18 protein-coding genes are annotated in these 19,571 nt (G+C 68.6%); 8 read left to right on the top strand and 10 right to left on the bottom strand.

The genetic code is table 11. The features are described 5' to 3' along the window. Positions 1-1,141, top strand: a 1,141-nt coding sequence (locus BQ8420_RS06615; RefSeq protein WP_087096933.1) for a metallophosphoesterase family protein, incomplete at its 5' end; no start/stop codon positions are given. A 122-nt stretch (positions 1,142-1,263) separates the two neighbouring features. Here BQ8420_RS06615 and BQ8420_RS06610 read toward each other — a convergent pair. Further along, entirely contained in the window at positions 1,264-2,154 is an 891-nt protein-coding gene (locus tag BQ8420_RS06610) for a peptidoglycan DD-metalloendopeptidase family protein (RefSeq protein ID WP_235005971.1), read from the bottom strand. A gap of 318 nt (positions 2,155-2,472) precedes the next feature. Here BQ8420_RS06610 and BQ8420_RS06605 point away from each other — a divergent pair, with 318 nt between their 5' ends. Both BQ8420_RS06605 and BQ8420_RS06600 read left to right on the top strand, forming a co-directional pair. After that, positions 2,473-3,465, top strand: a complete 993-nt coding sequence (locus BQ8420_RS06605; protein ID WP_087096929.1) for an alpha/beta hydrolase family protein — start codon at positions 2,473-2,475, stop codon at positions 3,463-3,465. A gap of 230 nt (positions 3,466-3,695) precedes the next feature. Next, complete coding sequence (locus tag BQ8420_RS06600) at positions 3,696-4,634, top strand: VOC family protein (protein ID WP_087096928.1); 939 nt, start codon at positions 3,696-3,698, stop codon at positions 4,632-4,634. 49 nt (positions 4,635-4,683) lie between these two features. On the opposite strand, the gene BQ8420_RS06595 is transcribed toward BQ8420_RS06600, so the two are convergent. From BQ8420_RS06595 to BQ8420_RS06585, 3 genes are all read right to left on the bottom strand, one after another. After that, positions 4,684-5,949, bottom strand: coding sequence for an MFS transporter (locus BQ8420_RS06595; protein ID WP_200815835.1), 1,266 nt, complete (start codon positions 5,947-5,949; stop codon positions 4,684-4,686). Positions 5,950-6,036: 87 nt separating this feature from the next. Further along, complete coding sequence (locus BQ8420_RS06590) at positions 6,037-6,594, bottom strand: hypothetical protein (RefSeq protein ID WP_087096927.1); 558 nt, start codon at positions 6,592-6,594, stop codon at positions 6,037-6,039. A gap of 63 nt (positions 6,595-6,657) precedes the next feature. After that, positions 6,658-7,479 carry an SDR family oxidoreductase gene (locus tag BQ8420_RS06585; RefSeq protein WP_087096926.1) on the bottom strand — a complete coding sequence of 274 codons (822 nt, stop codon included), beginning with the start codon at positions 7,477-7,479 and terminating at the stop codon, positions 6,658-6,660. Positions 7,480-7,644: 165 nt separating this feature from the next. On the opposite strand from BQ8420_RS06585, the gene BQ8420_RS06580 reads away from it, so the two are divergent. Continuing rightward, complete coding sequence (locus tag BQ8420_RS06580) at positions 7,645-9,018, top strand: MFS transporter (protein WP_087096925.1); 1,374 nt, start codon at positions 7,645-7,647, stop codon at positions 9,016-9,018. A gap of 69 nt (positions 9,019-9,087) precedes the next feature. Here BQ8420_RS06580 and BQ8420_RS06575 read toward each other — a convergent pair whose 3' ends face one another. From BQ8420_RS06575 to BQ8420_RS06550, 6 genes are all read right to left on the bottom strand, one after another. After that, positions 9,088-9,960: a sulfite exporter TauE/SafE family protein gene (locus BQ8420_RS06575; protein WP_087096924.1), complete on the bottom strand. Its 873-nt coding sequence runs from the start codon at positions 9,958-9,960 to the stop codon at positions 9,088-9,090. Positions 9,961-10,081: 121 nt separating this feature from the next. Then, entirely contained in the window at positions 10,082-11,497 is a 1,416-nt protein-coding gene (locus BQ8420_RS06570) for a rhodanese-like domain-containing protein (RefSeq protein ID WP_087096923.1), read from the bottom strand. A gap of 102 nt (positions 11,498-11,599) precedes the next feature. Beyond that, positions 11,600-12,172: a rhodanese-like domain-containing protein gene (locus BQ8420_RS06565; protein ID WP_087096922.1), complete on the bottom strand. Its 573-nt coding sequence runs from the start codon at positions 12,170-12,172 to the stop codon at positions 11,600-11,602. Positions 12,173-12,391: 219 nt separating this feature from the next. Beyond that, complete coding sequence (locus BQ8420_RS06560) at positions 12,392-12,643, bottom strand: metal-sensitive transcriptional regulator (RefSeq protein WP_087096921.1); 252 nt, start codon at positions 12,641-12,643, stop codon at positions 12,392-12,394. Between the two features lie 232 nt (positions 12,644-12,875). Next, the gene (locus tag BQ8420_RS06555) at positions 12,876-15,455 is read right to left on the bottom strand and encodes an MMPL family transporter (RefSeq protein WP_087096920.1); all 2,580 of its coding nucleotides are present in this window, start codon (positions 15,453-15,455) and stop codon (positions 12,876-12,878) included. A gap of 43 nt (positions 15,456-15,498) precedes the next feature. After that, on the bottom strand, positions 15,499-16,083 hold the full coding sequence (locus BQ8420_RS06550) for a TetR/AcrR family transcriptional regulator (RefSeq protein ID WP_160049276.1): 585 nt from the start codon (positions 16,081-16,083) through the stop codon (positions 15,499-15,501). Between the two features lie 156 nt (positions 16,084-16,239). On the opposite strand from BQ8420_RS06550, the gene BQ8420_RS06545 reads away from it, so the two are divergent. From BQ8420_RS06545 to BQ8420_RS06530, 4 genes are all read left to right on the top strand, one after another. Then, positions 16,240-16,770, top strand: a complete 531-nt coding sequence (locus BQ8420_RS06545; RefSeq protein WP_235005970.1) for an NUDIX hydrolase — start codon at positions 16,240-16,242, stop codon at positions 16,768-16,770. A gap of 380 nt (positions 16,771-17,150) precedes the next feature. Next, positions 17,151-18,560: a DUF6177 family protein gene (locus tag BQ8420_RS06540; protein WP_087096918.1), complete on the top strand. Its 1,410-nt coding sequence runs from the start codon at positions 17,151-17,153 to the stop codon at positions 18,558-18,560. A 279-nt stretch (positions 18,561-18,839) separates the two neighbouring features. Next, on the top strand, positions 18,840-19,166 hold the full coding sequence (locus BQ8420_RS06535; protein WP_087096917.1) for a hypothetical protein: 327 nt from the start codon (positions 18,840-18,842) through the stop codon (positions 19,164-19,166). Beyond that, positions 19,163-19,498 carry a DUF6507 family protein gene (locus BQ8420_RS06530; protein ID WP_087096916.1) on the top strand — a complete coding sequence of 112 codons (336 nt, stop codon included), beginning with the start codon at positions 19,163-19,165 and terminating at the stop codon, positions 19,496-19,498. Before BQ8420_RS06535 ends, BQ8420_RS06530 begins: the two co-directional genes overlap by 4 nt. Positions 19,499-19,571 lie beyond the last annotated feature (73 nt).

The following is a 19,571-nucleotide window of genomic DNA, read 5'->3' as shown; positions in this document are numbered from 1 at the left end:
CGCCACCTCCCAGCACGTGACCTGGCGCACCGAAGACCTGGACCAGGGGGTCCGGCTGGAACTCGCCCCGGTGCGCGGGGCCTCCTCGACCGAACTCGTCCAACCCGAACACACCGGACAGACCGCGGACCGTCAGTACTACCGGGTCACCCTCACCGATCTGACCCCCGACACCGAGTACCGCTACCGCGTCGTTCCCGGCGAGGGCGCGGCCGGGCGTTGGCAGAGCTTCACCACCGCTGACACCGACGCGGTGCCCTTCGACTTCCTCTACTTCGGCGACATCCAGAACAACATCGGCTCGGAGGCCACCCCCGTGGTTCGGGCCGCCTTGTCCGCCGAGCCCGACGCCGAACTCGCGGTGCACGCGGGCGACCTGATCGACCACGCCGAGAACGACTCGCAGTGGGGCGAGTGGTACGACGCCTTCGGCCCCGCGGCCACCGGCGGCATCAATCACGTGACCACGCCCGGGAACCACGAGTACGCCTCCAACGCGCTCAGCGGTCACTGGAACCTCCAGTTCCCCGGCGCCGGCAACGGCCCCGAGGAGGGCGTGGACCTGAGTGAGACGGTCCACCGCACCGATTACCAGGGGGTGCGGTTCATCGGTTTGAACTCCAACTACCGTGACGCCGACGTCGACGACGTCGACGCGTGGTTGGAGGCGCAGACCGAGTGGCTCGTCCAGGCCTTGGCGGAGAACCCGAACGAGTGGACGGTGGTCACCTTCCACCACCCGTTGTTCTCCAACAGTCCCGGACGGGACAACGAACCGCTGCGCCGTGCGTGGTTGCGGGTTCTGGAGGAGTACGACGTGGACCTGGTCCTGCAGGGCCACGACCACTCCTACAGTCGCGGCAACCTGGTGGAGAACCGCACCGAGGATCCCCACGCCCACACGGGTCCGGTCTACGTGGTCGCGGTGACCGGACCCAAGATGTACGAGGCCTCCGACGTCAACTGGACCTCCAATGGCGCCGAGGCCCGGGTCCAGGTGGCCGACACCCAGACCTTCCAGTCGGTCTCGGTGGACGGCTCCACTTTGGAATACGTGTCCACCACCGCCGATGGTGAGGTCGTGGACGCCTTCAGCATCGTCAAGGGCGAGGACGGCAAGCTGGTCACCGACGACCGCTGACCCGTCGCGTCGACGGGACGCGCACCGGATCCGGTTCGGGTGGGCGCGTCGAGGAACGATCCACGCTCCCGACGCGCCCGTCCGGCCCCCGAGGGCCGGTGTTCCCTGAGGGTCGGCGGCCCTCAGCCGACCAGGGCCCGCCAGGTGATGGCGCCGGCCTGCCCGTCGGAGACCAGGCGGTTGACGCTTTGGAAAGCGCGCACCGCGGTGTCCATCACGGGTCCGAAATTGCCGTCGACCTCGACCCCGGCGCTTCGCTTGTTCATCATCGTCTGCAGGGCGCGCACGTGCGACCCGTCGGCCACGCCCTCCTCCAGTTCGTAGACCAGGTGCGGCCAGGTCAGGGGGCCGACCTGGCCGTCGTCCACCAGCCCTTGGTCGCGTTGGAAGGCCTTGACCTCGGCCACGGAGATCGGCCCGTGGTAACCGTCGATCTCCAGCGAGCTCCCGCGCTGGTTCATCAGGTGCTGGATGCCGCGGACGCGGGCGCCGTTCGATTCGGGGTCGATGCTGGACCATCCTCCGCCGAGGTCGGCTCCGCGCGCGGCCATGAACGGGACGGGGTCGGTGTCCGATCCCAGTGACCCGTTGTGGGTTTCGAAGTGCAGGTGGGGTCCGGTGACCTGGCCGGTGGCGCCCATGTCCGCGATGCGCTGGCCCGCGGAGACCGAGGCGTTCAGCGCGACCCGGTAGGCGCTCAGGTGGCCGTAGTAGGTGTAGACGCCGCCACCGTGGTCGAGGACGAGCGCCTCACCGGTGCGACCGGGCAGGCCGCCTCCCCATGATCGGCGGACGACGGTGCCCGCGGCGGCCGCGTAGACGGCCGTTCCGGTGGAGTTGGTGACGTCTTGGCCCGCGTGGGGTCCGCCTTCACGCGGGGCGCCGTAGTGACCGCCGTTGGGGAAGTAGCCGAGTGCGGGGTTGCACCAGGCGCCGTTCATGGCCGAGGCGGCTTGGGCCGAGGCGCCGCCGAGTCCGGCCACGGCGATCGTCGCTCCGAGGCCGAGCCCCATGAGGGCGCGTCGGGACCATGGAGTAGGGGAATCGTCAGTGCCGCTCGGAGCGGGGGTGGGGGCCGAGCAGGAACCGCACATCTGGTCTCCACAAAGATTAGTTTCGCATGTAGCATCTATTTAGTTGGTTTCCTACATACTTGGGAGAGTAAGGGTTTCGGCCCCGCTTGAACAGGGGGCCGTCGCTACTTTCCTCGACCGGCCGTCCTTGTCCCGACCGGTCATCGCGCGCCCCGCCGAAAGCCCCCTCCCCGAAACCAAGACGACACCGGCGTCCCCGCCGGGCGAGACCCCCCATCACCTCCCGCAGGAGTCAAGGTGAACCAGCACCACCCCAGCCGTAGAAACGCGTTCAAGACCGTCGGAGGCCTCTCCCTTGGACTGGCCGCCGCCTCCGGCGGATTCTTCGCCACATCCACGTCGGCCCAAGCGGACACCGTCTCCGCCGCCGGGTTGAACGTCGTGGAGAGCAGCGAGAACAACCCCCGTATGTGGTACTACCGCTTCGAGACCCCCGAGATCGGTTGGAACCCCGCCGTCAACGTCCTGCTCCCCGACGGCTACCGGGACGATGGCCGCACCTACCCGGTCCTCTACCTGCTGCACGGAGGCGGCCCCGGCCAGGACTTCATCAGCTGGGACGACGCCGGCATCCGGGACCTGTCCGCGGGCAAGCCGATCATCATCGTGATGCCCGACGGCGGACCGTGCGGGTGGTACAGCAACCCGGTCAACACCAACGTCGGCCCGCGCAACTGGGAGACGTTCCACATGGAGCAGCTCATCCCGTGGATCGACGCCAACTTCCGGACGCACGCCGAGTCCGAAGGACGCGCCGTGTCCGGCTTCTCGATGGGCGGCTTCGGCGCGCTCAAGTACACGGCCAAGTACTTCGGCCACTTCGCCTCGGTGAGCTCGCACTCGGGCCCGGCCAGCATGCGCCGCGACGTCGGGGCGGTCACCCACTGGGCGAACGTCACCTCCGCCGCCGTCGAACTCGGCGGCGGCATGGTCTACGGCCTGCCGTGGGACGAGGCCCGGGTCAGTGCCGACAACGCGGTGGAGAACATCGAGAGTTACCGGGGCAAGCGCGTCTTCTTGGCCGCGGGCTCCAGCCCCGACCCCATCAACTGGCACGACCTGATCACCGAGGCCCAGGTGCTCGCCGGGCAGCGGGAGTTCCGCACCGCGCTCGACGACGCGGGCATCGCCTATGAGGCGCACGAGCCCGCGGGCGGCCACTTCATCCGGCCCGACCTCGTCCAGCGCGACCTCGACGGCATGATCGAGCGGCTGCGCTCGGCCGGGTAGCCGACCACCGGGAACCGACAGAGCGATACAGGGGGCGGGCCGTGACGGCCCGCCCCCGACCCGTGTCACCGATCGGCCTCCCCCGCGCGGGCGAAGAATCTCCCGGCTCACGAAGCGAAAGGAATATAACTTGAGCGCTCAACCTTTTACTAATCAACACTGTATGAAACTGTACGAAGCGTCCCGAGACCGACGACCTCAACCTCGGTCCGACCGCGAGGGAGCACACCATGACCGACACCGCGCAGCGACCCCGGAACAGCACCGTGAACGAGCGCGTCCTCAACGACGCCACCGGCATGGACGCCGTCACCCTGCACGTGGGCGACCTGGAGACGATGAGCTCCTACTATGCGAACGCCCTCGTCCTCGAACCCATCGAGGAGCGGTCGAACGGCCGTGAGGTACGCAGGGTCCTGGGCCGCGGCACCACCCCGATGGTCCGACTCATCGCCACCCCGGACCTGCCCGAGGTCGACCGACGCCAGGCGGGGCTGTTCCACACCGCGTTCCTGTTCGAGGACGCCGCCGCACTCGCCGCCACCGTCTATCGCGCCGCGCAGGACTCGCGCAGCCGCTTCGTCGGCTCCTCCGACCACCTCGTCAGTGAGGCCTTCTACTTCACCGACCCCGAGGGCAACGGCATCGAGCTCTACATCGACCGTGACCGTTCGGACTGGAAGTACGTCGGCGGTCGACTCCAGATGGACACGCTCTACCTGGACCCGAACGGCTTCCTGCGCGACCACCTCGACGAGGCCGTCGTGGCTGAGGGACCGCGACGAGCCGGCAAGGTCGGCCACGTCCACCTGCAGGTCGGCGACATCAAGACCGCCAAGGCCTTCTACGTCGACGCCCTCGGGTTCACGACCACCGTGGACAGCTACCCGGGTGCGCTGTTCGCCTCCGCCGGCGGCTACCATCACCACGTCGCGATGAACACCTGGAACAGCGCCGGGGTGGGACCGCGCGCCTCGACCCTGGGCTTGGGCGACGTGGCGATCACCGTGCCGTCCCGCCAGGACCTGGACGCCCTGGTCTCCCGGTTGAAGCGGAACCGGCTGGAGCACGCCGACACCGGCCGGTCGGTGGTTCTGCGCGACCCGTGGAACACCCAGGTGACGGTCGCCCTTCCCGGGGCCGACACCGCCGACCTGCTCACGCGGTGACCTTCCGGCCGCCCGCGCCCACACCCGCCTCGTCGAAGGGCCCGACGAATCACCGCCGGGACGGGCCTTCACTGTTTCGTCGTCGAGGCCACGCGGCCGGACCGGGGCGCAGGGCCCCGGAGAGCACGATGACCAGCGCCCCGGCGACCGGGACGACCATCAGCCCGATCCGCAGTTCCGTGGCCTCGGCGATGAACCCGACCAGCGGCGGGCACAGCAGGAAACCCAGGCGCATGAGCCAGGAGACGACCGTGAGTCCGGTCCCCGGGCGTAGGCCGGGGAGTTCATCGGCCTGATTCAGTGCGGCGGGAACAAGCGTGGCCACGCCCAGGCCGGCGAGACAGAACCCGAAGACGGTTCCCGGGATCGTGGGGAACAACAGCGCCGAACCCATGCCCACGGCGGCGACCAGTCCACCGACCCTCGCCACGGAACGCTGTCCGAACCGGTCCACGAGCCGATCGCCGAACACCCGTCCCAGGAACTGCCCGGCGACCAGGGCGACGTAGCCCGCCGCGGCCAGGGCCGCCGGCGCGCCCAGAGGTCCGGAAAGGTAGAGCGCCGCCCAGGTGTTCCCGGCGTCCTCCACACCCGTTCCGATGACCGCGATCATGACCAGGGCGACCACCATGAACACGGTGCGCGCTCCCGGGCCCGAACCCGGAACGGCCCCGGATCCCGTGGCCCCGACTCCCGCGGTCCCGGAGTCCGACCGCCGCTCGACGCGTTCCTCCCCACCGGGAAGGCAGAACCACAGCGCGGTGACCGAGACGATGGCGAACAGCGCCGTGGACAGGCTCAGGTGCACACCGACCGGCAGCCCCAGCGCGATGGCCCCCGCCGCCATCGATCCGCCCAGGATGGCGCCGACGGACCACACCGCGTGGAAGGAATTGATGATCGACCTGCCGTAGCGGCGTTGCACCCGCATGCCGTGGACGTGCATGGCCACGTCGGTGAACGCGTCCATGGCCCCGGCGAAGAACAGTCCCGCCACGAAGACGGCGGTGGAGGGCGCCAGACCGGCGGCGATCGAGCCCAAGCCGGTGAGGACGGTGCCGACCACGGCCACGTTCGCCGACCCGAACCCGCGTACCAGGGCCGCCGCGGCCAAACCGGCCAGGAACGCGCCGGCGGGAAAGGCCGCCACGGCCAGACCATAGACGGCGTTGTCGATGCCGATGGCGACCTTGATCTCGGGGAACCGGGGGACGAGGTTGGCGAAGAGGGCGCCGTTGGTCAGGAACAGCGCGGCGCCCGCGATCCGTGCCCGCCGGTCGATTCGTGTGTCCCGGACCCGCGTGTCGACGCTCACACGTTCGAGCCTATCCACCGCCTCGCCCCGCCGGGCGGGGCGGGCGGGGCGAGGTCGGGTGGTGGCACCGCCGGGTCGGGTGAACGATCAGGACAGTGCGGCGACCACCGTCTCCTGCCCGTCCCACCGGGCGCGCAACCGCCACCTTCCCCGGGGTTCGGACTCCAGCACGTGCGGAAGCTGGACCCGGCCGTCGGTCTCACCGGTACCGGGGTCCTCACCGGGTTCCCGGGTGATCAGCACCTGTTGCGGACGCTGCCCCACTCGGCGGCCGTCCTTCCAGATCTCCAGTTCGGCCTGTTCCTGTTCGCCGTTCAAGGCTCGCCGGAAACAGTCCAGCGCCACCTCGTCGGCGGTGCCGTCGTAGACCCAGCGCGGCCCCAGGACGGAGTGTTCCAGGGTGCCCACGAGGTGCTCCTCGTGATCGGGCAGGGGCGCACCCCGGTAGGTCAGCGGTAGGTGGAACAGGCGGCCCGCGCGCCGCAGCAGGAAGACCTCCACCCCGACCTCTCCCTTCGGGTCGTCGAACCGGTAGGCGCCCAGGACCTCGTCGGGTCCCTCGCCCGCCCACGGCCTACCGTCCAGCCAGGAGCCGATCAGGGTCGGTTTGTCCGGTGTCAGAGTCGCGTCGTAGATGATCGCCATGGGCCCAGTATCCGTCCCGAGTCGGTCGACCGCACCCGCGGGGCGCCGCTTCGTTGGGAAGGTTCAGAACGTCATCGCCGTGGGGAAGTCCCCGGGGCGCATGGCGGCGTCGGTGCCGCCGTCGACGTAGAGGACCGACCCCGTGGTGAAACGGGCCTCGGGGCGCAGGAACTGGTGCACCCAGAACGCGATCTCCTCGGGCCGACCGAACTCCCCCAGCGGCATCGGGGTGCTGAACGAGTCCGGGTCGGGGGCCGTGCCCGTCGAGCCGATCATGAGCGGGGTGAGCACCGCGCCCGGGGCGATCGCGTTGAGCAGCACACCTTCACGCCCCCACTCGGGAACGACCGCGGTACGGCGCACCCAACGGGCGAGCACGAACTTGGAGGTGGCGTAGGCGCTGATGGAGGGAGCGAACGCCCGGACCTCGGCGGGCGCCGCCTCCTGTGCCTTGACCGCGTGCCGGCGGGCGGACTCCTCCTCACCCTCCAAGGCCAGGTCCACGAGGGTCTGGTCGATGAACGGCACGGTGGTGGCCGAGTTGGAGCCGATCACCACGGCCCGACCGGCCTCGGAGCGGGCCAGGGCCGGCCTCAACCCCTCCAACAGGGCGACCGGACCGAAGTAGTTGATGGACATGACGGCGGCGGGGTCCCTCAGGTCGGGTCCCACACCCGCGATCGCGGCGATCCCGTCCAGGGTGCCCTCGCTCGCTTGGAGGATCTGTTCGACCGCGGTGGAGCGCCCTTCCGGGGTGCCCAGGTCGGCGATGATCTGCGCGTCGCGCAGGTCGACTCCGATGACCGTGTGTCCGGCCTCGGCCAGGACGGCGGCGCTCGCGGCGCCCATGCCCGAAGCGAATCCGGTGACGGCGTAGGTACCCAAAATCCGGCACTCCTTCGTTACGTCCGACTCCTCGTCCAACTCATCGTTGGAGTCGGCCTTCGATCACTGCTCGCAGGGTAGGGGGTTGCACGACGCGACCGCGTTCACACCGGCCCCCGTGTGGCGCACCCGACCCACGACGCCTTCGATCCCTAGCGTGAGGACATGACCTCGACCGAGAGAATCTACTCAGCTCTGGTCAGACGCGACCGGGCGTCCGAGTCCGACCTGCCCGCCCCCGTGCGCGCCGACGTTCCCCGTAACGGCCTGCGTCTGGTCTGGGCCAACGCCCTACAGTCCTCCGGCGACCAGGCGGTCAACGCCTCGACCGTGCTGCCCTGGCTGTTCCACGCCCTGGGTGTGCCCGCGGCGTTGGTGGGGTTGCTCGTGCCCATCCGCGAATCCGGTTCGATGCTGCCTCAGGCGTTGCTGACCCCGCTGATCCTGCGGGTGCGGTACCGCAAGTGGGTGTTCGTCTTCGGCGCCCTGGTCCAGGCCCTGTCGGTGGCGGTGATGGCGGCGACGGCCGCGCTCGCGCAGGGGCTCACCGCCGGTGTGGTCATCGTGGTGGCCTTGGCGGTCTTCTCCCTGGGCCGGTGCCTGTGCTCGGTCTCCTCCAAGGACGTCCAGGGGCGCACCGTTCCCGGCGGGGAACGCGGCCAGATCAACGGGCTGGCCACCACGGCGGCCGGGTTGGTGGCCATCACCCTGGGGGTGGGGATCCGTGTGCTGGGCGGTGAGGACCTGGACGCCGGCCGGCTCGCGTGGGTGTTGGCCGGTGGCGCCGCCCTGTGGGTGGCTGTGGCCTGGGTCTACGCCGGGGTGCGGGAACCGGCCGGCGAGACGCCCCCGTCGTCCGAGGGGCCGGAGGAGGACTCCGACGACGAGCCGGTGCGGTGGCACGACTGGTTCGTCCAGACCCTCCGGCTGCTGCGCGAGGACCGTTCCTTCCGACACTTCGTCACGGTGCGCGGCCTACTGCTGGTGTCAGCGCTCAGCCCACCGTTCGTGGTCACCCTGGCCACCCGGTCGGGCACCACCGACCTGTCCGGGCTGGGCGGGTACGTCATCGCCTCCGGGGTCGCGGCCCTGGTGGGAGGTCGTCTGTCGGGACGGCTCGCCGACTGGTCGAGCCGCAGACTCATGACGTTCGGGGCCGCGATCGCGTCCGTCATCATCCTCGTGCTGGTACTGGTGGTGTCGCTGCCCGGTTTCAGCGGTGAGAGCACGTGGGGCTCGCTCCTGTTCATCGCGGCCTACTTCCTGCTGACACTGACGCACACGGGGATCCGGGTGGGACGCAAGACCTACGTGATCGACATGGCCGAAGGCGACCTGCGCACCACCTACGTGGCGGTGTCCAACTCGGCCATGGGACTGATCCTTCTCGTGGTCGGCGGTGTCAGCTCGCTGCTGGCGCTCCTGGGTGTGGAGTGGGCGCTGCTCTTCCTCGCCGTTCTGGGCCTGGTCGGGGTGGTGAGCGGCGGCCGGCTCCCCGAGGTCTCCCGAGGTCGGGGACCTGCGCCCGGCCGCCCCTGACGTCTCCGCCCGAATACGGCCAAGGGGAGCTACCGATTCTGTGAGGTCGATTCTTTGTTCGGCCCGGTGTCAGGTCCGTGGTCGCAGCAGGGGCATCAGCGGGCAGTGGGCACTGATCAGTCGGCACACCAGCACCACCCCGGCCAGGACCGCCACGACCACGGCCGGGGCCGGCCCGAAGGGATCCGGGAGTTCCTGGCTCAGCACGAGCACGCCCATGACCAGCACGAATCCCCCGAAGCCCTTGCGCAGGGCGGTCTCGGGCACTCGGGAGGTCAGGAGCGCCCCGACGAGCGACCCCGCGATCGCGGCGGCGGTCACCAGCGCCACCAGCGCCCAGTCCAGGCCCACACTCGTCAGGTAGCCGGTGAGTCCGGCGAAGGACTTCATCCCGATCACGAGCAGGGAGGTCCCCACCGCCGTCGGCATGGCCAGGCCACCGAGCAGAGCGAGGGCCGGCACGACGAGGAATCCTCCCCCGGCGCCGACGAGTCCGGTGATCGCCCCGACCACCACACCGTCCAGGATGATCCGCCGCAGAGGAAGCGCTCCGGGCCCTTCGACCCGGTCGGTGGCCTCGGCCTTCCCCCGAAGCATGGTCACGGCGGTGGCGACCATCATCAGGGCGAAGGCGATCATCAACAGGGTGCCCGGTAAGTACCCGCCCACCAGGCCGCCGAGGAAGGCTCCCGCCATCCCGGAGGCTCCGAACACCAGCCCGGTGCGCCAACGGACGTTGCCCGCCCGCGCGTGCGTGAACGTACTGACCAAGGAGGTGACACCGACGACGAACAGGGACGCGGCGATGGCCTCCTTGGGATCCATCCCCGCGACGTAGGTCAGCAACGGGACCATCAGGATGGAACCGCCGCCTCCGAGCAGTCCGAGCGCGAGCCCGACCACCACGGTCAGACCCAGGACGAGGACGGGTGGGAATTCCATGTTCGACTCTTCTTCTCGGGGCCGGGCGGGGTGGACGCGACCGGCCGGTATCGAGGGGGCGAGGCGGTGCCGTTCCCCTAAGGGGCGGGACACGAGTTCGGCACCGCCCCGGCCGGGGCGATCAACCGCTGATGGCCTCGGAGCCGGCCCGGTCCTGCTCCCGGGCCGCCCAGTCCGCGTAACCTCCGTCGAGTTCGACCACGTGGTATCCGGCGCGGCGCAGTGCCCCGGCCGCCACGGAGCTACGCGCCCCGGCCTGGCAGTAGCTCACGATGGCGCCCTCGCTCGGCAGCGCGTCGAGGTTCCACAAGGCCCGACCGACGCTGAGCTGCCGTGATCCAGGGATGTGTCCCTCGGCGTGTTCGGTCCTGTTGCGCACGTCCAAGACGAGCGCGACCTCGGTTTCGGCCAGTTCAGCCGGGGTGACGCGTTCCGGTACGAACGTCGGCAGGCCCTCCATCGTCGTGGTGTGGCCGGCCACCTGGTCGATGCCCACGCGGAGCAGGTGGTCGCGCACCTTGCGGGCATCGTCCGCGTCGGAGGTGAGCAGTACCAGTGGCCGGGTCTCGGTCTCGGGGTCGTAGACCCAGGCCCCGAAGGTCGCGGCTTTGGCCGGGCCGGGGATGTTCAGCGCCCCGGCCATGGTGCCCCGGTGGACCTCGGTGTGGGACCGGGTGTCGACGAGGACGATCTCGTCCTCGGCCAGGGACCGTCGGATCGCCTCGGTGCCGAGTTCGGGTGGCGGGGTGAGCGGGCCCAGGACCCGCGGCCCCTCCTTGTTCTGACGTTTCATCCGCGCGAAGTAGGAGTGGGCGTCGGGTTGACCGTCGAGCAGCTCTTCGATGAAGCCGTCCCTGTCGTCTTCGCGCAGGTACGACCCCCACCAGGCGTTGATCCGTTCGTAGCCGACCGTGGTGGCCGGGAGCGCGCCGAGGGCCTTACCGCAGGCGCTGCCCGCGCCGTGCCCGGGCAGGACCTGAACGTGGTCGGGCAGGGTCAGGAACACCTCGCGCAGACTGGTGAAGAGCAGACGTGCGCCCTCGAATCGGGTGTCGATCCCTCCCGCGGCCTCGTCGAGCAGGTCGGGGCGGCCCAGGTCTCCGGCGAAGACGAAGTCGCCGGAAAGCATGTAGCCCGGTTCCTGGCTGAAGGCACCATCGGTGACCAGGAACGACAGGTGTTCGGGGGTGTGTCCGGGCGTGTGGCGCGCCCGCACCGTGACGTTGCCGACGGTGATGGCGTCGCCGTCCAGGAGCCGCCGCGCTTCGAAGCCGTACTGCCAGTCCCGGCCGCCTTCCCCGGAGACGTACACCGTGGCGCCGGTCGCCGCGGCGAGTTCACGGGTGCCGGAGAGGTAGTCGGCGTGGATGTGGGTCTCGGTCACGGCCACGATCCGCATGCCGTGTTCGCGGGCCAGGTCGAGGTAGTCGTCGATGTCTCGGCGGGCATCGACCACGACGGCCTCTCCTGTGGCCTGGCAGCCGATGAGGTAGCCGGCCTGGGAGAGGTCGTTGTCGTAGACGCGTTCCAGCAACATGGTGTTCTCACCTTTCCTCTGGGTGTTCGATGTGGTGCGTTCGCGCTGTTCCGATACCGGGGGGAGTATCTGAAGGACAGAGTTCGACCCTGTTCGTGGCGCTCACCCTCGGAGGGCGATCCGTGTCAGGGAGTCCTCGATGTCGACGTCGTTATGTGGTCGGTTGTAGGGCAGGCGGGTCAACGCCATGCCCATGGCGCAGGTGTCGGTGATGGCGGCGAAGGTCAGCCCGGCGCCGACGATCCCGGCGATGGCCACGGCCGGAGGCCACAGCAGGGAGGCGAGCACCGAGGTCAGAACGAGCGTGCCGGCCACCAATCGGACCTGGCGTTCGAGCGCCCACTTCTCGCGACCCCGCACGACGGGGGCGCCTTGGGCCTCCCAGGCGTTCATGCCGCCGTTCATCACGACCGTGTCGCTCAGCCCGGCCCCGGCCAGCTTGTCCCGGCACTGCCCGGATCGGTTTCCGGACTGACAGACCAGGACGAGACGGCCTCCGGCGTCGGCGACGATGCGCTCCAGGTGCGCGTCCACGCGCCCCAAGGGCAGGTTGATCGCCCCGGGGATGTGGGAACTCTCGTATTCGGCGGGTGTGCGCACGTCCACGAGCAGGGTGTGCGGGTCTGTTTCGAGCAGGTCGCGCACGGCGCGCGCGTCGATGCCGTGGTCGCTCATGGGTTTCCTTCCGTAGTGTCGAATCTGGGCTGGATACCCCGGGGAGTATCCAGAGGGCGGATGGGGGTCTTGGATCGGGAAGCGTCGGCCGGCCTGGGATTCCCCATACCGGGGGGAGTATCAGGACGTCCTGGGTACACCCTGGTCGAGAACAAGGACGCACTCTGAGGAAGTTCGATTCGCGGGCGCCCGACCTCTCGGTCGAGCGCCCGCGAATCGTCAGGCCAGGGCCAGGAAGAGCTTCTCCAGCTCCTCCTCGGTGAGCTCGGGTTCCTCACCCTGCTCGCGCGCGGCGTTGCAGTGCCGCATGCCGCTGGCGACGATCTTGAACCCGGCCCGGTCCAAGGCGCGGGAGACCGCGGCCAACTGCTGGAGGACGGCCGCGCAGTCCTCCCCCTCCTCCATCATGGAGATGACTCCGGAGAGTTGACCCTGGGCGCGTTTGAGTCGCGTGATCGCGTCGCCCACCATTTCAGGCTTCATGCCGGTCTCCTTTCACCTTGTGGAGGACAACATACCCCCGGGTGTATCCATTCCACCACTCGGGTCACGCGCGACACCACGGGGGACCCACGCACGTGCCCGCTTCGTCCTCGGTCTCCTCCACCCTCGCGTCGGCCGACGCGCTGACGCGGCAGTCCCACAGGCCGGTGACCACCGGTCCTTCATCGACTCGATGGCCACCGACCTCACCGAAGCCGGTTCAGGACACGTCCGCGTCGACGCGTTCACCGGGCTCGTCCGGGGCCTTGGCGGCCCTCGGCCGCTCCAGCGCCGCGCCCTCGACATCGACATCGGGCAGGATCCGGTCGAGCCACTTCGGGAGGTACCAGGCGGCGGGTCCGCACAGGTGCAACAGGGCGGGCACCAGCAGCAGGCGGACCACGAAGGCGTCGATGACGACCCCAACGGTCAGTCCCAGCCCCAAGGGTGCCGACATCGGGTCCGGGCTGAACGCGAAGCCCGCGAAGATCGACGCCATGATCAGCGCGGCCGCGACGACGACCGAGCGTCCCGCGCGCAGCCCCTGACGGACCGCGAGCCGGGGGTCCGAGCCGTGGACGTAGGCCTCCCGCATCCCCGAGGCGGTGAAGAGCTGGTAGTCCATGGCCAGACCGAAGAGCACACCGACCGCGATGACCGGCATGAAGGTGAGCACGGGTCCGGGGTCTCCGAACGGGAAGAGCTCACCGAACCAACCCCACTGGAACACCGCGACGACGGCGCCCATCGCCCCGGCGAAGGATCCGACGAAGCCGAGGGTGGCGATCACCGGCAACAACAGGGACCGGAACACCATGATCATCAGCACCAGGGACAGGGCGATGACCAACACCAGGTAGAGCGGTAGCGCGTCGGCGATGATGTCGGAGATGTCGATGTTGGCCGCGGGCCAACCGGCCACCGACAGCTCCGCGTCGTCCAGTCGGGTCCCCTCCAGCGGGTCGCCGTCACGGAACTCGTGCACCAGCGCTTCGGTGGATTCGGCGGTAGGTCCGTCCACGGGGATGACCTGGAACGCCGCGACCGTGTTCTCGTCGTTGAGGGCGGCAGGCACCACCGAAACGATGCCGGGGTGCCTCCCGAGTTCCTCCGCGATGTCGATCCGGTACTGCTCGGCGGCGTCGTCCCGAAGACCGCCGGGAAGGTCGGCGACGGCGAGGAAGGGGCCGTTCCGGCCGGCTCCGAAGGCCTCCGCCGTGGCATGGTGGGCCTGGTAGGGGGCGGAGTCCTCCGGCTGGGCGCTGTTGTCGGGAAGGCCCAGCCGCAGGTCCAACGTGGGCAGCGCGAGCACGGCCAGTCCGGCCAGGCTCAACACCACGACGCCGATCGCCTTCGGGGTGCTCATCGGCCGATCGACCGCGACCCGACGAACGGGTGTCCTACCCGGAGCGGCCTCGTTCCGCGTCTCGGTCAGGGCCTTGCGTTCCTTGCGGCCCAGGATCCGCCAGCCGACCAGGGACAGCAACGCCGGGGTCATCGTCACGGCCATCAGTACGGCGATGGCCACACAGAACGCGCCCGCGGTCCCCATCATCCCCAGGAAGGGCAGGCCCGTGACGTTGAGCGCGAGCAGCGCGATGATGACGGTGGCACCGGCGAACAACACCGCGTTGCCGGCCGTGCCGTTCGCCAGCGGGATGGAGTCCGCCACGCTCATGCCCTCTTTGAGCTGGGTGCGGTGTCGGTGCAGGATGAACAGCGCGTAGTCGATGCCCACCGCCAGACCGAGCATCAGCCCGAGGGTCGGCGTGATGGCCATCATTTCCACGAACGCCGAGGCGGACACGGTCAAGAGCACACCCACACCGACGCCGAGCAGCGCGTTGAGCAAGGGAAGTCCGGCGCCGATGAACGTGCCCAGCATGACGAACAGGACGACGGTGGCCACCACCAGGCCGACGACCTCGACGGCGCTCATCAGGTGTGGTTCCTCGGCCGAGAGTTCCTCCCCGGCGAGGAACTCCACGCCATCGATGTCGGCTTCGGCGAGCGTGGCGGTGAGCTCCTCCAGAAGTTGGGGATCCACACCGTTGAGTTCGTCTTCGAAGTGCAGGGTCATGATGGCGGTGTCCCCGGAGTCGGAGACCGGTGCCGCGTCCTGGACGAGGTCCAGCATCGCCTCGGCGCGTTCCAACTCCGCGTCGCCTTCGGCGTGTTCGCGCTCGGCCTCTTCCAGGTCGCGCTCGGCGGCCTCGATCTCGGGAAGCGCCTGGTCGAGGTCCTGCTGTCGCCGTTCGAACTCGGCCGCGGCCGCCTCGTGGGTTCCGTCGCTTCGGGCCTGTTCGATGGCCTCGTCCAGTTGTTCCTGTGCGCCTTCGATCTCTTCACGCGCGGGTTCGGTCTCCTCGCGCCCGGCCTCGATCTCCTCTTCTGCGGAGTCGAGTTCCTCCTGGCCCTGGCCGATCTCGTCGTGCCCCGCGGCGATGTCGTCCTCGGTGACGAAGGGGTCGGCGACCGTGGTGATCGGTTCCTGATCCTCGATCCGATCCATCAACCGCCTGAGAGCGCTTTCCTGATCGTCGGTGAACGGGGCCTCGTTCGTGGTTCGTACCACCACGTCGGTACTGCCACCCGCGAGTTCGGAGTCAGGGAACTCCTCGGCGACGCGGTCCGCCACCTCCAGTGTCTCCAGGTCGGGCAGGGAGATCTCGGTGGTGAGCTGCCCGCCGAAACCGGCGACGGCCGCGAAGGCGAGCAACAACAGCGCGAACCATGAGGCGATGACGGTCTTGGCCCGGCGCGCGGCCAGGCGACCAAGACGATGGAGTAGTAGTGCCATGCTGGAAATATTAAACGCTACGTAGCGTATCGAATATCAGGGATTACCCTGACAAACCCCTGAGAACAAGTTCCACGAGGTCCTCGCACCACTGCTCCGAGGGTTGGGCCCCCGCCAGGATGCGAATCGCCATGGTGTGGCTGAGCGAAGCCGCCGCCGCCGAGAAGTCCTCCCTCGGCTCGATGGCACCGCTCTCCACGGCGCTCCGCAGCCGCCGAACGAGATGCTGGTCGTCCCACACCCCGACGTAGCCCTCGGTGCTGCGCCCCACCGCGTCCAGGTCCGCCGAGAGCACCGCGCGCGCCAGACTCATGTGGTCGGGATCGAACGCCTCGCGCCTCAATCCCAGCACCCAGGCGAGTAGATCGGCGCGAAGGTCACCGGTGTCCCCCACCTCCAGACCTCCGACCCGAAGAGTCCCGGAAAGGGTCGCGTCGCGCACGATCTCCGCTTTGGAGGCCCACCGCCGGTAGATCGTCGTCTTGGCCACCCCCGACTCGGCGGCGATCCCCTCGATCGTCAGATCGTCATAGGGTTTGGCACCCACCAACCTCGCGGTCGCCTCGAGAACGGCCCGCCGCGAAGCCTCACTGCGCGGACGCCCACGCCGTACCTTCTCCTCAGTCATGCCCGTCATCCTAGAACCGGACTCGGTGCCCGAGGTGGAAACGGATGACTCCCCTCGGCATCGCCGCTCGACCGACCATCGAGCCGACAGCCACGTCCGGGTTTCAGAGGCGCGCTCCCGCCGACTCAGGTGGACATCCCTTCTACAGTCGTTCGGGTGGCACACTCCCCCATCTCACCGAGGACCCTGGACGCGGTGTCGGCCGACACCCTTCGGGCCATCCGAGAGTTCGACAACGCCCGTGCCTGGCTGGAAGAAGCACGCCACGGGTCCCTTCCACCCATCGCGGCGGAGGTCTGGGCACTCGATCATGGTCGCCACCACGTACTGCTCGTTCGGCACCGTTGGCGCGGCTGGGTCCCTCCGGGCGGCAAGGTCGATCCCGGGGAGACACCGATCGAAGCGGCCGTCCGAGAGCTCCTGGAGGAAACAGGCGTGTCCGGGGAACTCGATCCCGTGCCCGCCGCCGTCAGTGTGCGCTCCTACCGCTCGGATTGGGATCCCACGCTGGGCCTCTCGTACGTGACGACCGTCGACCGCACCCTTCCTCTACACGGAGAAGACGGTCATCCGGTGGCCTGGGTTCCACTGGAGCGCGACTGGGAAACCGTCTTTCCCGAGGATCGGGACAGGATCCGCGAACACGGATGGCCGTTGGCTTCCGATTCTGGCAACCCACCACGCTAACCGGCGAGTCTCTATCGGGAAGCGCTTTCCATCCCTCCGCCAAGAAGCCGAGAAACTCTTCGGAACGCTCGATCCGAGGGCTGTGTCGGCGCCTTCCATGACGTGCTCCGTATAAGCACCCCCGCGGCGGCGTATTCAACATGCACCCGACCTGTGTCACATCGGCTGCGGTGGCGCACTTACGGCACCGGGTCGACATTCGCTCGCTCGGATGGATCCCGACTACGCCAGGTCGCACAGAAAGCCGTACCCAACAAGAAAGCAAGAGGGCGCATCAGACTTTCCGTGACGATCCGGTTATTCTCCCCAGCGAAAAGTGACCCGCCCCGTGTCCGTTCGGACGATGCCGGTCACCTGCCCCTCGAAACGAAGGAGACTCGTTGAGCTACGACGTGGTGGCCCTGGTCGCCGAACGACCCGACGAACAGGCGATGGTGAACGCCCTACAGGACGTGGACCCGGAACTGCGACTGCACCTGCACGGGGACACCGACGTCCTCCAGATTCGGCGTGAGGATGGACGACTCCTGGCCACTCTGGAGCCCGGACAGAAGGTGGAGCGGCCCGACGACGTCGTCCGCCTGCTCGGGGAGGACGTCGTGGCCGGCCTCCCGGAGCCCTACTGGTGGATGGAGACCCGCGCTCGCCCCGACGAACAGGGCCGTGAGGTCGCGCATCGGTTCGCCGATGGGCTCGCGCTGCGACTCGGCGGAGCGGTGTGGACCTCTGGCAGTGCCGAGTTCGACCTGTGGGAGGAACCCGAGCACCCGGCCATCGAACGGACGGCCGATCGGGCGCTCCTGGTCGCCCAGGATCGGGACGTGGTCCCCTTTTCCTCCTGGCTCAGCGATGCGGTGGCCACACACGGACGGGAGAGAACGCTCCAGGTACTCACCCCCGCCACCACCCGGCTCACCTACGCGGCCCGCACCTTCCTGGCGGGCTCTGCGGGGCGCTGGGTCGTTCAGGGCAAGGATGGTGGACACTTCGACGGCCTCACCGGTCTGGCCGTACACTGGGACGAGACCTACGGTTTCCGGCCCGTCAAGGAACCAGCCGGGCCGAACTGGGCCCAGAAACACCCCGACGCGGCACCGGTTTCCGGGTTCCTCGCCGACTTCGCCGAAACCGCGGGGACTCATCTGGTGGTGGACGTGTCCGTTCCGCATCGAGACCCTTTCACCCCGGAACTGGGTCGGGCCACGCAGATCATCACCGAGCACCTGGCCGGGGCCGAACCATCGGTCTGGGGTCCGCACGAGCCCGCCCTCTTGGCCTGGGACCGTGCGCGGATCGTCGAATCGGCTCTTGGCCGCAGACCCCGACCATGGATCCTCTACCTGTCCGGACCACTGGGTCCAGGCCCCGCGTTCTCGGGACAGTTCCGTCTGTCCTGGCGTGGAAGACAGGTCCTGGAACGGATTTCGGTGATCATCGGGTTCGAGAACGAGAACACGGTGCCCTTCGAAGCACTCCCCACCCTGGTGGAGACCTTGGCCGGGGAAGGGCTCTTGGGAGCGTTGCGGGTGCGCCGGCTTCCCGGGCGCGGTGACCTCACCTATGAGCCGGTGTGGACGGGTCCCGCCGTTCCGGTCGGCATGGCGATAGGCCCTGAGCACCTGCTCCGTATCGGGCCCGGTGCCGCCCAGGCCGGACCGATTCCGGGCGTGCTCCTTGGTGAGGGTGACCAGCAGTCGGTTTGGTATCCGGTGTTGGAGGACGCGGCCGCACCCTTGCGCGCCCTGGAACTCGCGCAGAGGCAATCGGCCTACCTGTCCGCATCGGCCTGATCCCGCAGGCACGAAGGGGGTGCCCCTTACATCCCGATCCGCACCATCCCTTCGCCAATCCCCATGAAACCCATCTCGCAAATAAGTGTCATAAATCACATGATCCAGGTTCTTGCCATGCTCACCTGCATATTCTGTGCTGAAGGGGAAGATAGCCGCCCTTTCAACCACTTTCCGGCGAACCATGACCCCTCATGGAGAGTCACCCCATGTGTGCATACTGCTGGCGCAAGGCGGCTGATTCGAGTGGGGTCGTGAACGGACGCAAGGAGCTTGTGGATGAAATTCGAGATGGTCGAGACGTCGGAGGGCGTCGGTGTCGATGCCCTCTCCGAAGTTGCGCACCGCACACCCTCAGATGAGCACTCCGGGGACCTACGGTCCTCCGAATTCGGTACGGACGAGCCCGGCACCAAACCCATCGGGCAGCGGATGGCCAAGGCCGTCGGCGGTGTTCGCACCGCGTTGCACCGCCTGAGAGCTCATGTCATCGAGCAGGACATGGTCGAGGCCGATCGTATCGCCGCCGGTCAGGTGGAGAGCGACCCCGGAGCGGAGTTCCACCCGCACCGATTCACCGCTTCCCCTGGCCAGGAGCGCTCATGAGCGAATGGAGCATCGACGTCTACGGGGTCTCACTGGTACTGAACGACCTCGGGGACCAGCTCGGTTTGGAGGGGGGAGGTTTCTCCTCCACCATCGACTCCACTTCGGACGGGATCGACATGGCGTTGTCCAATGCCAAAAGCCCGCCGGTGGAATCCGCCCTATCCGGATTTTTTGAGCACTTCAGCGGCGAAACCGACGCCATGTTCACTCGCAGCCTGTCCTGCCTGCAAGGGGCGACCGACGCCACCACTGCCTACACCCAGGGCCAGGAGGACATGGCTGCCGAAGCACAACGCCAAGCGGGCACCACCGAAAACCTCGACCTCTGAACTCCCCTGACTCAGACTCTTATACACATCTCCGAGCCCACCAGACCGAGCTACAGCTCGTATGCCGTCTACT

Source organism: Nocardiopsis sp. JB363 (assembly GCF_900143625.1).
In the GTDB taxonomy this organism is placed as follows: domain Bacteria; phylum Actinomycetota; class Actinomycetes; order Streptosporangiales; family Streptosporangiaceae; genus Nocardiopsis.
The sequence above is the reverse complement of the archived record's forward strand: the minus strand, read 5'-3'. Positions and strand labels throughout refer to the sequence as shown.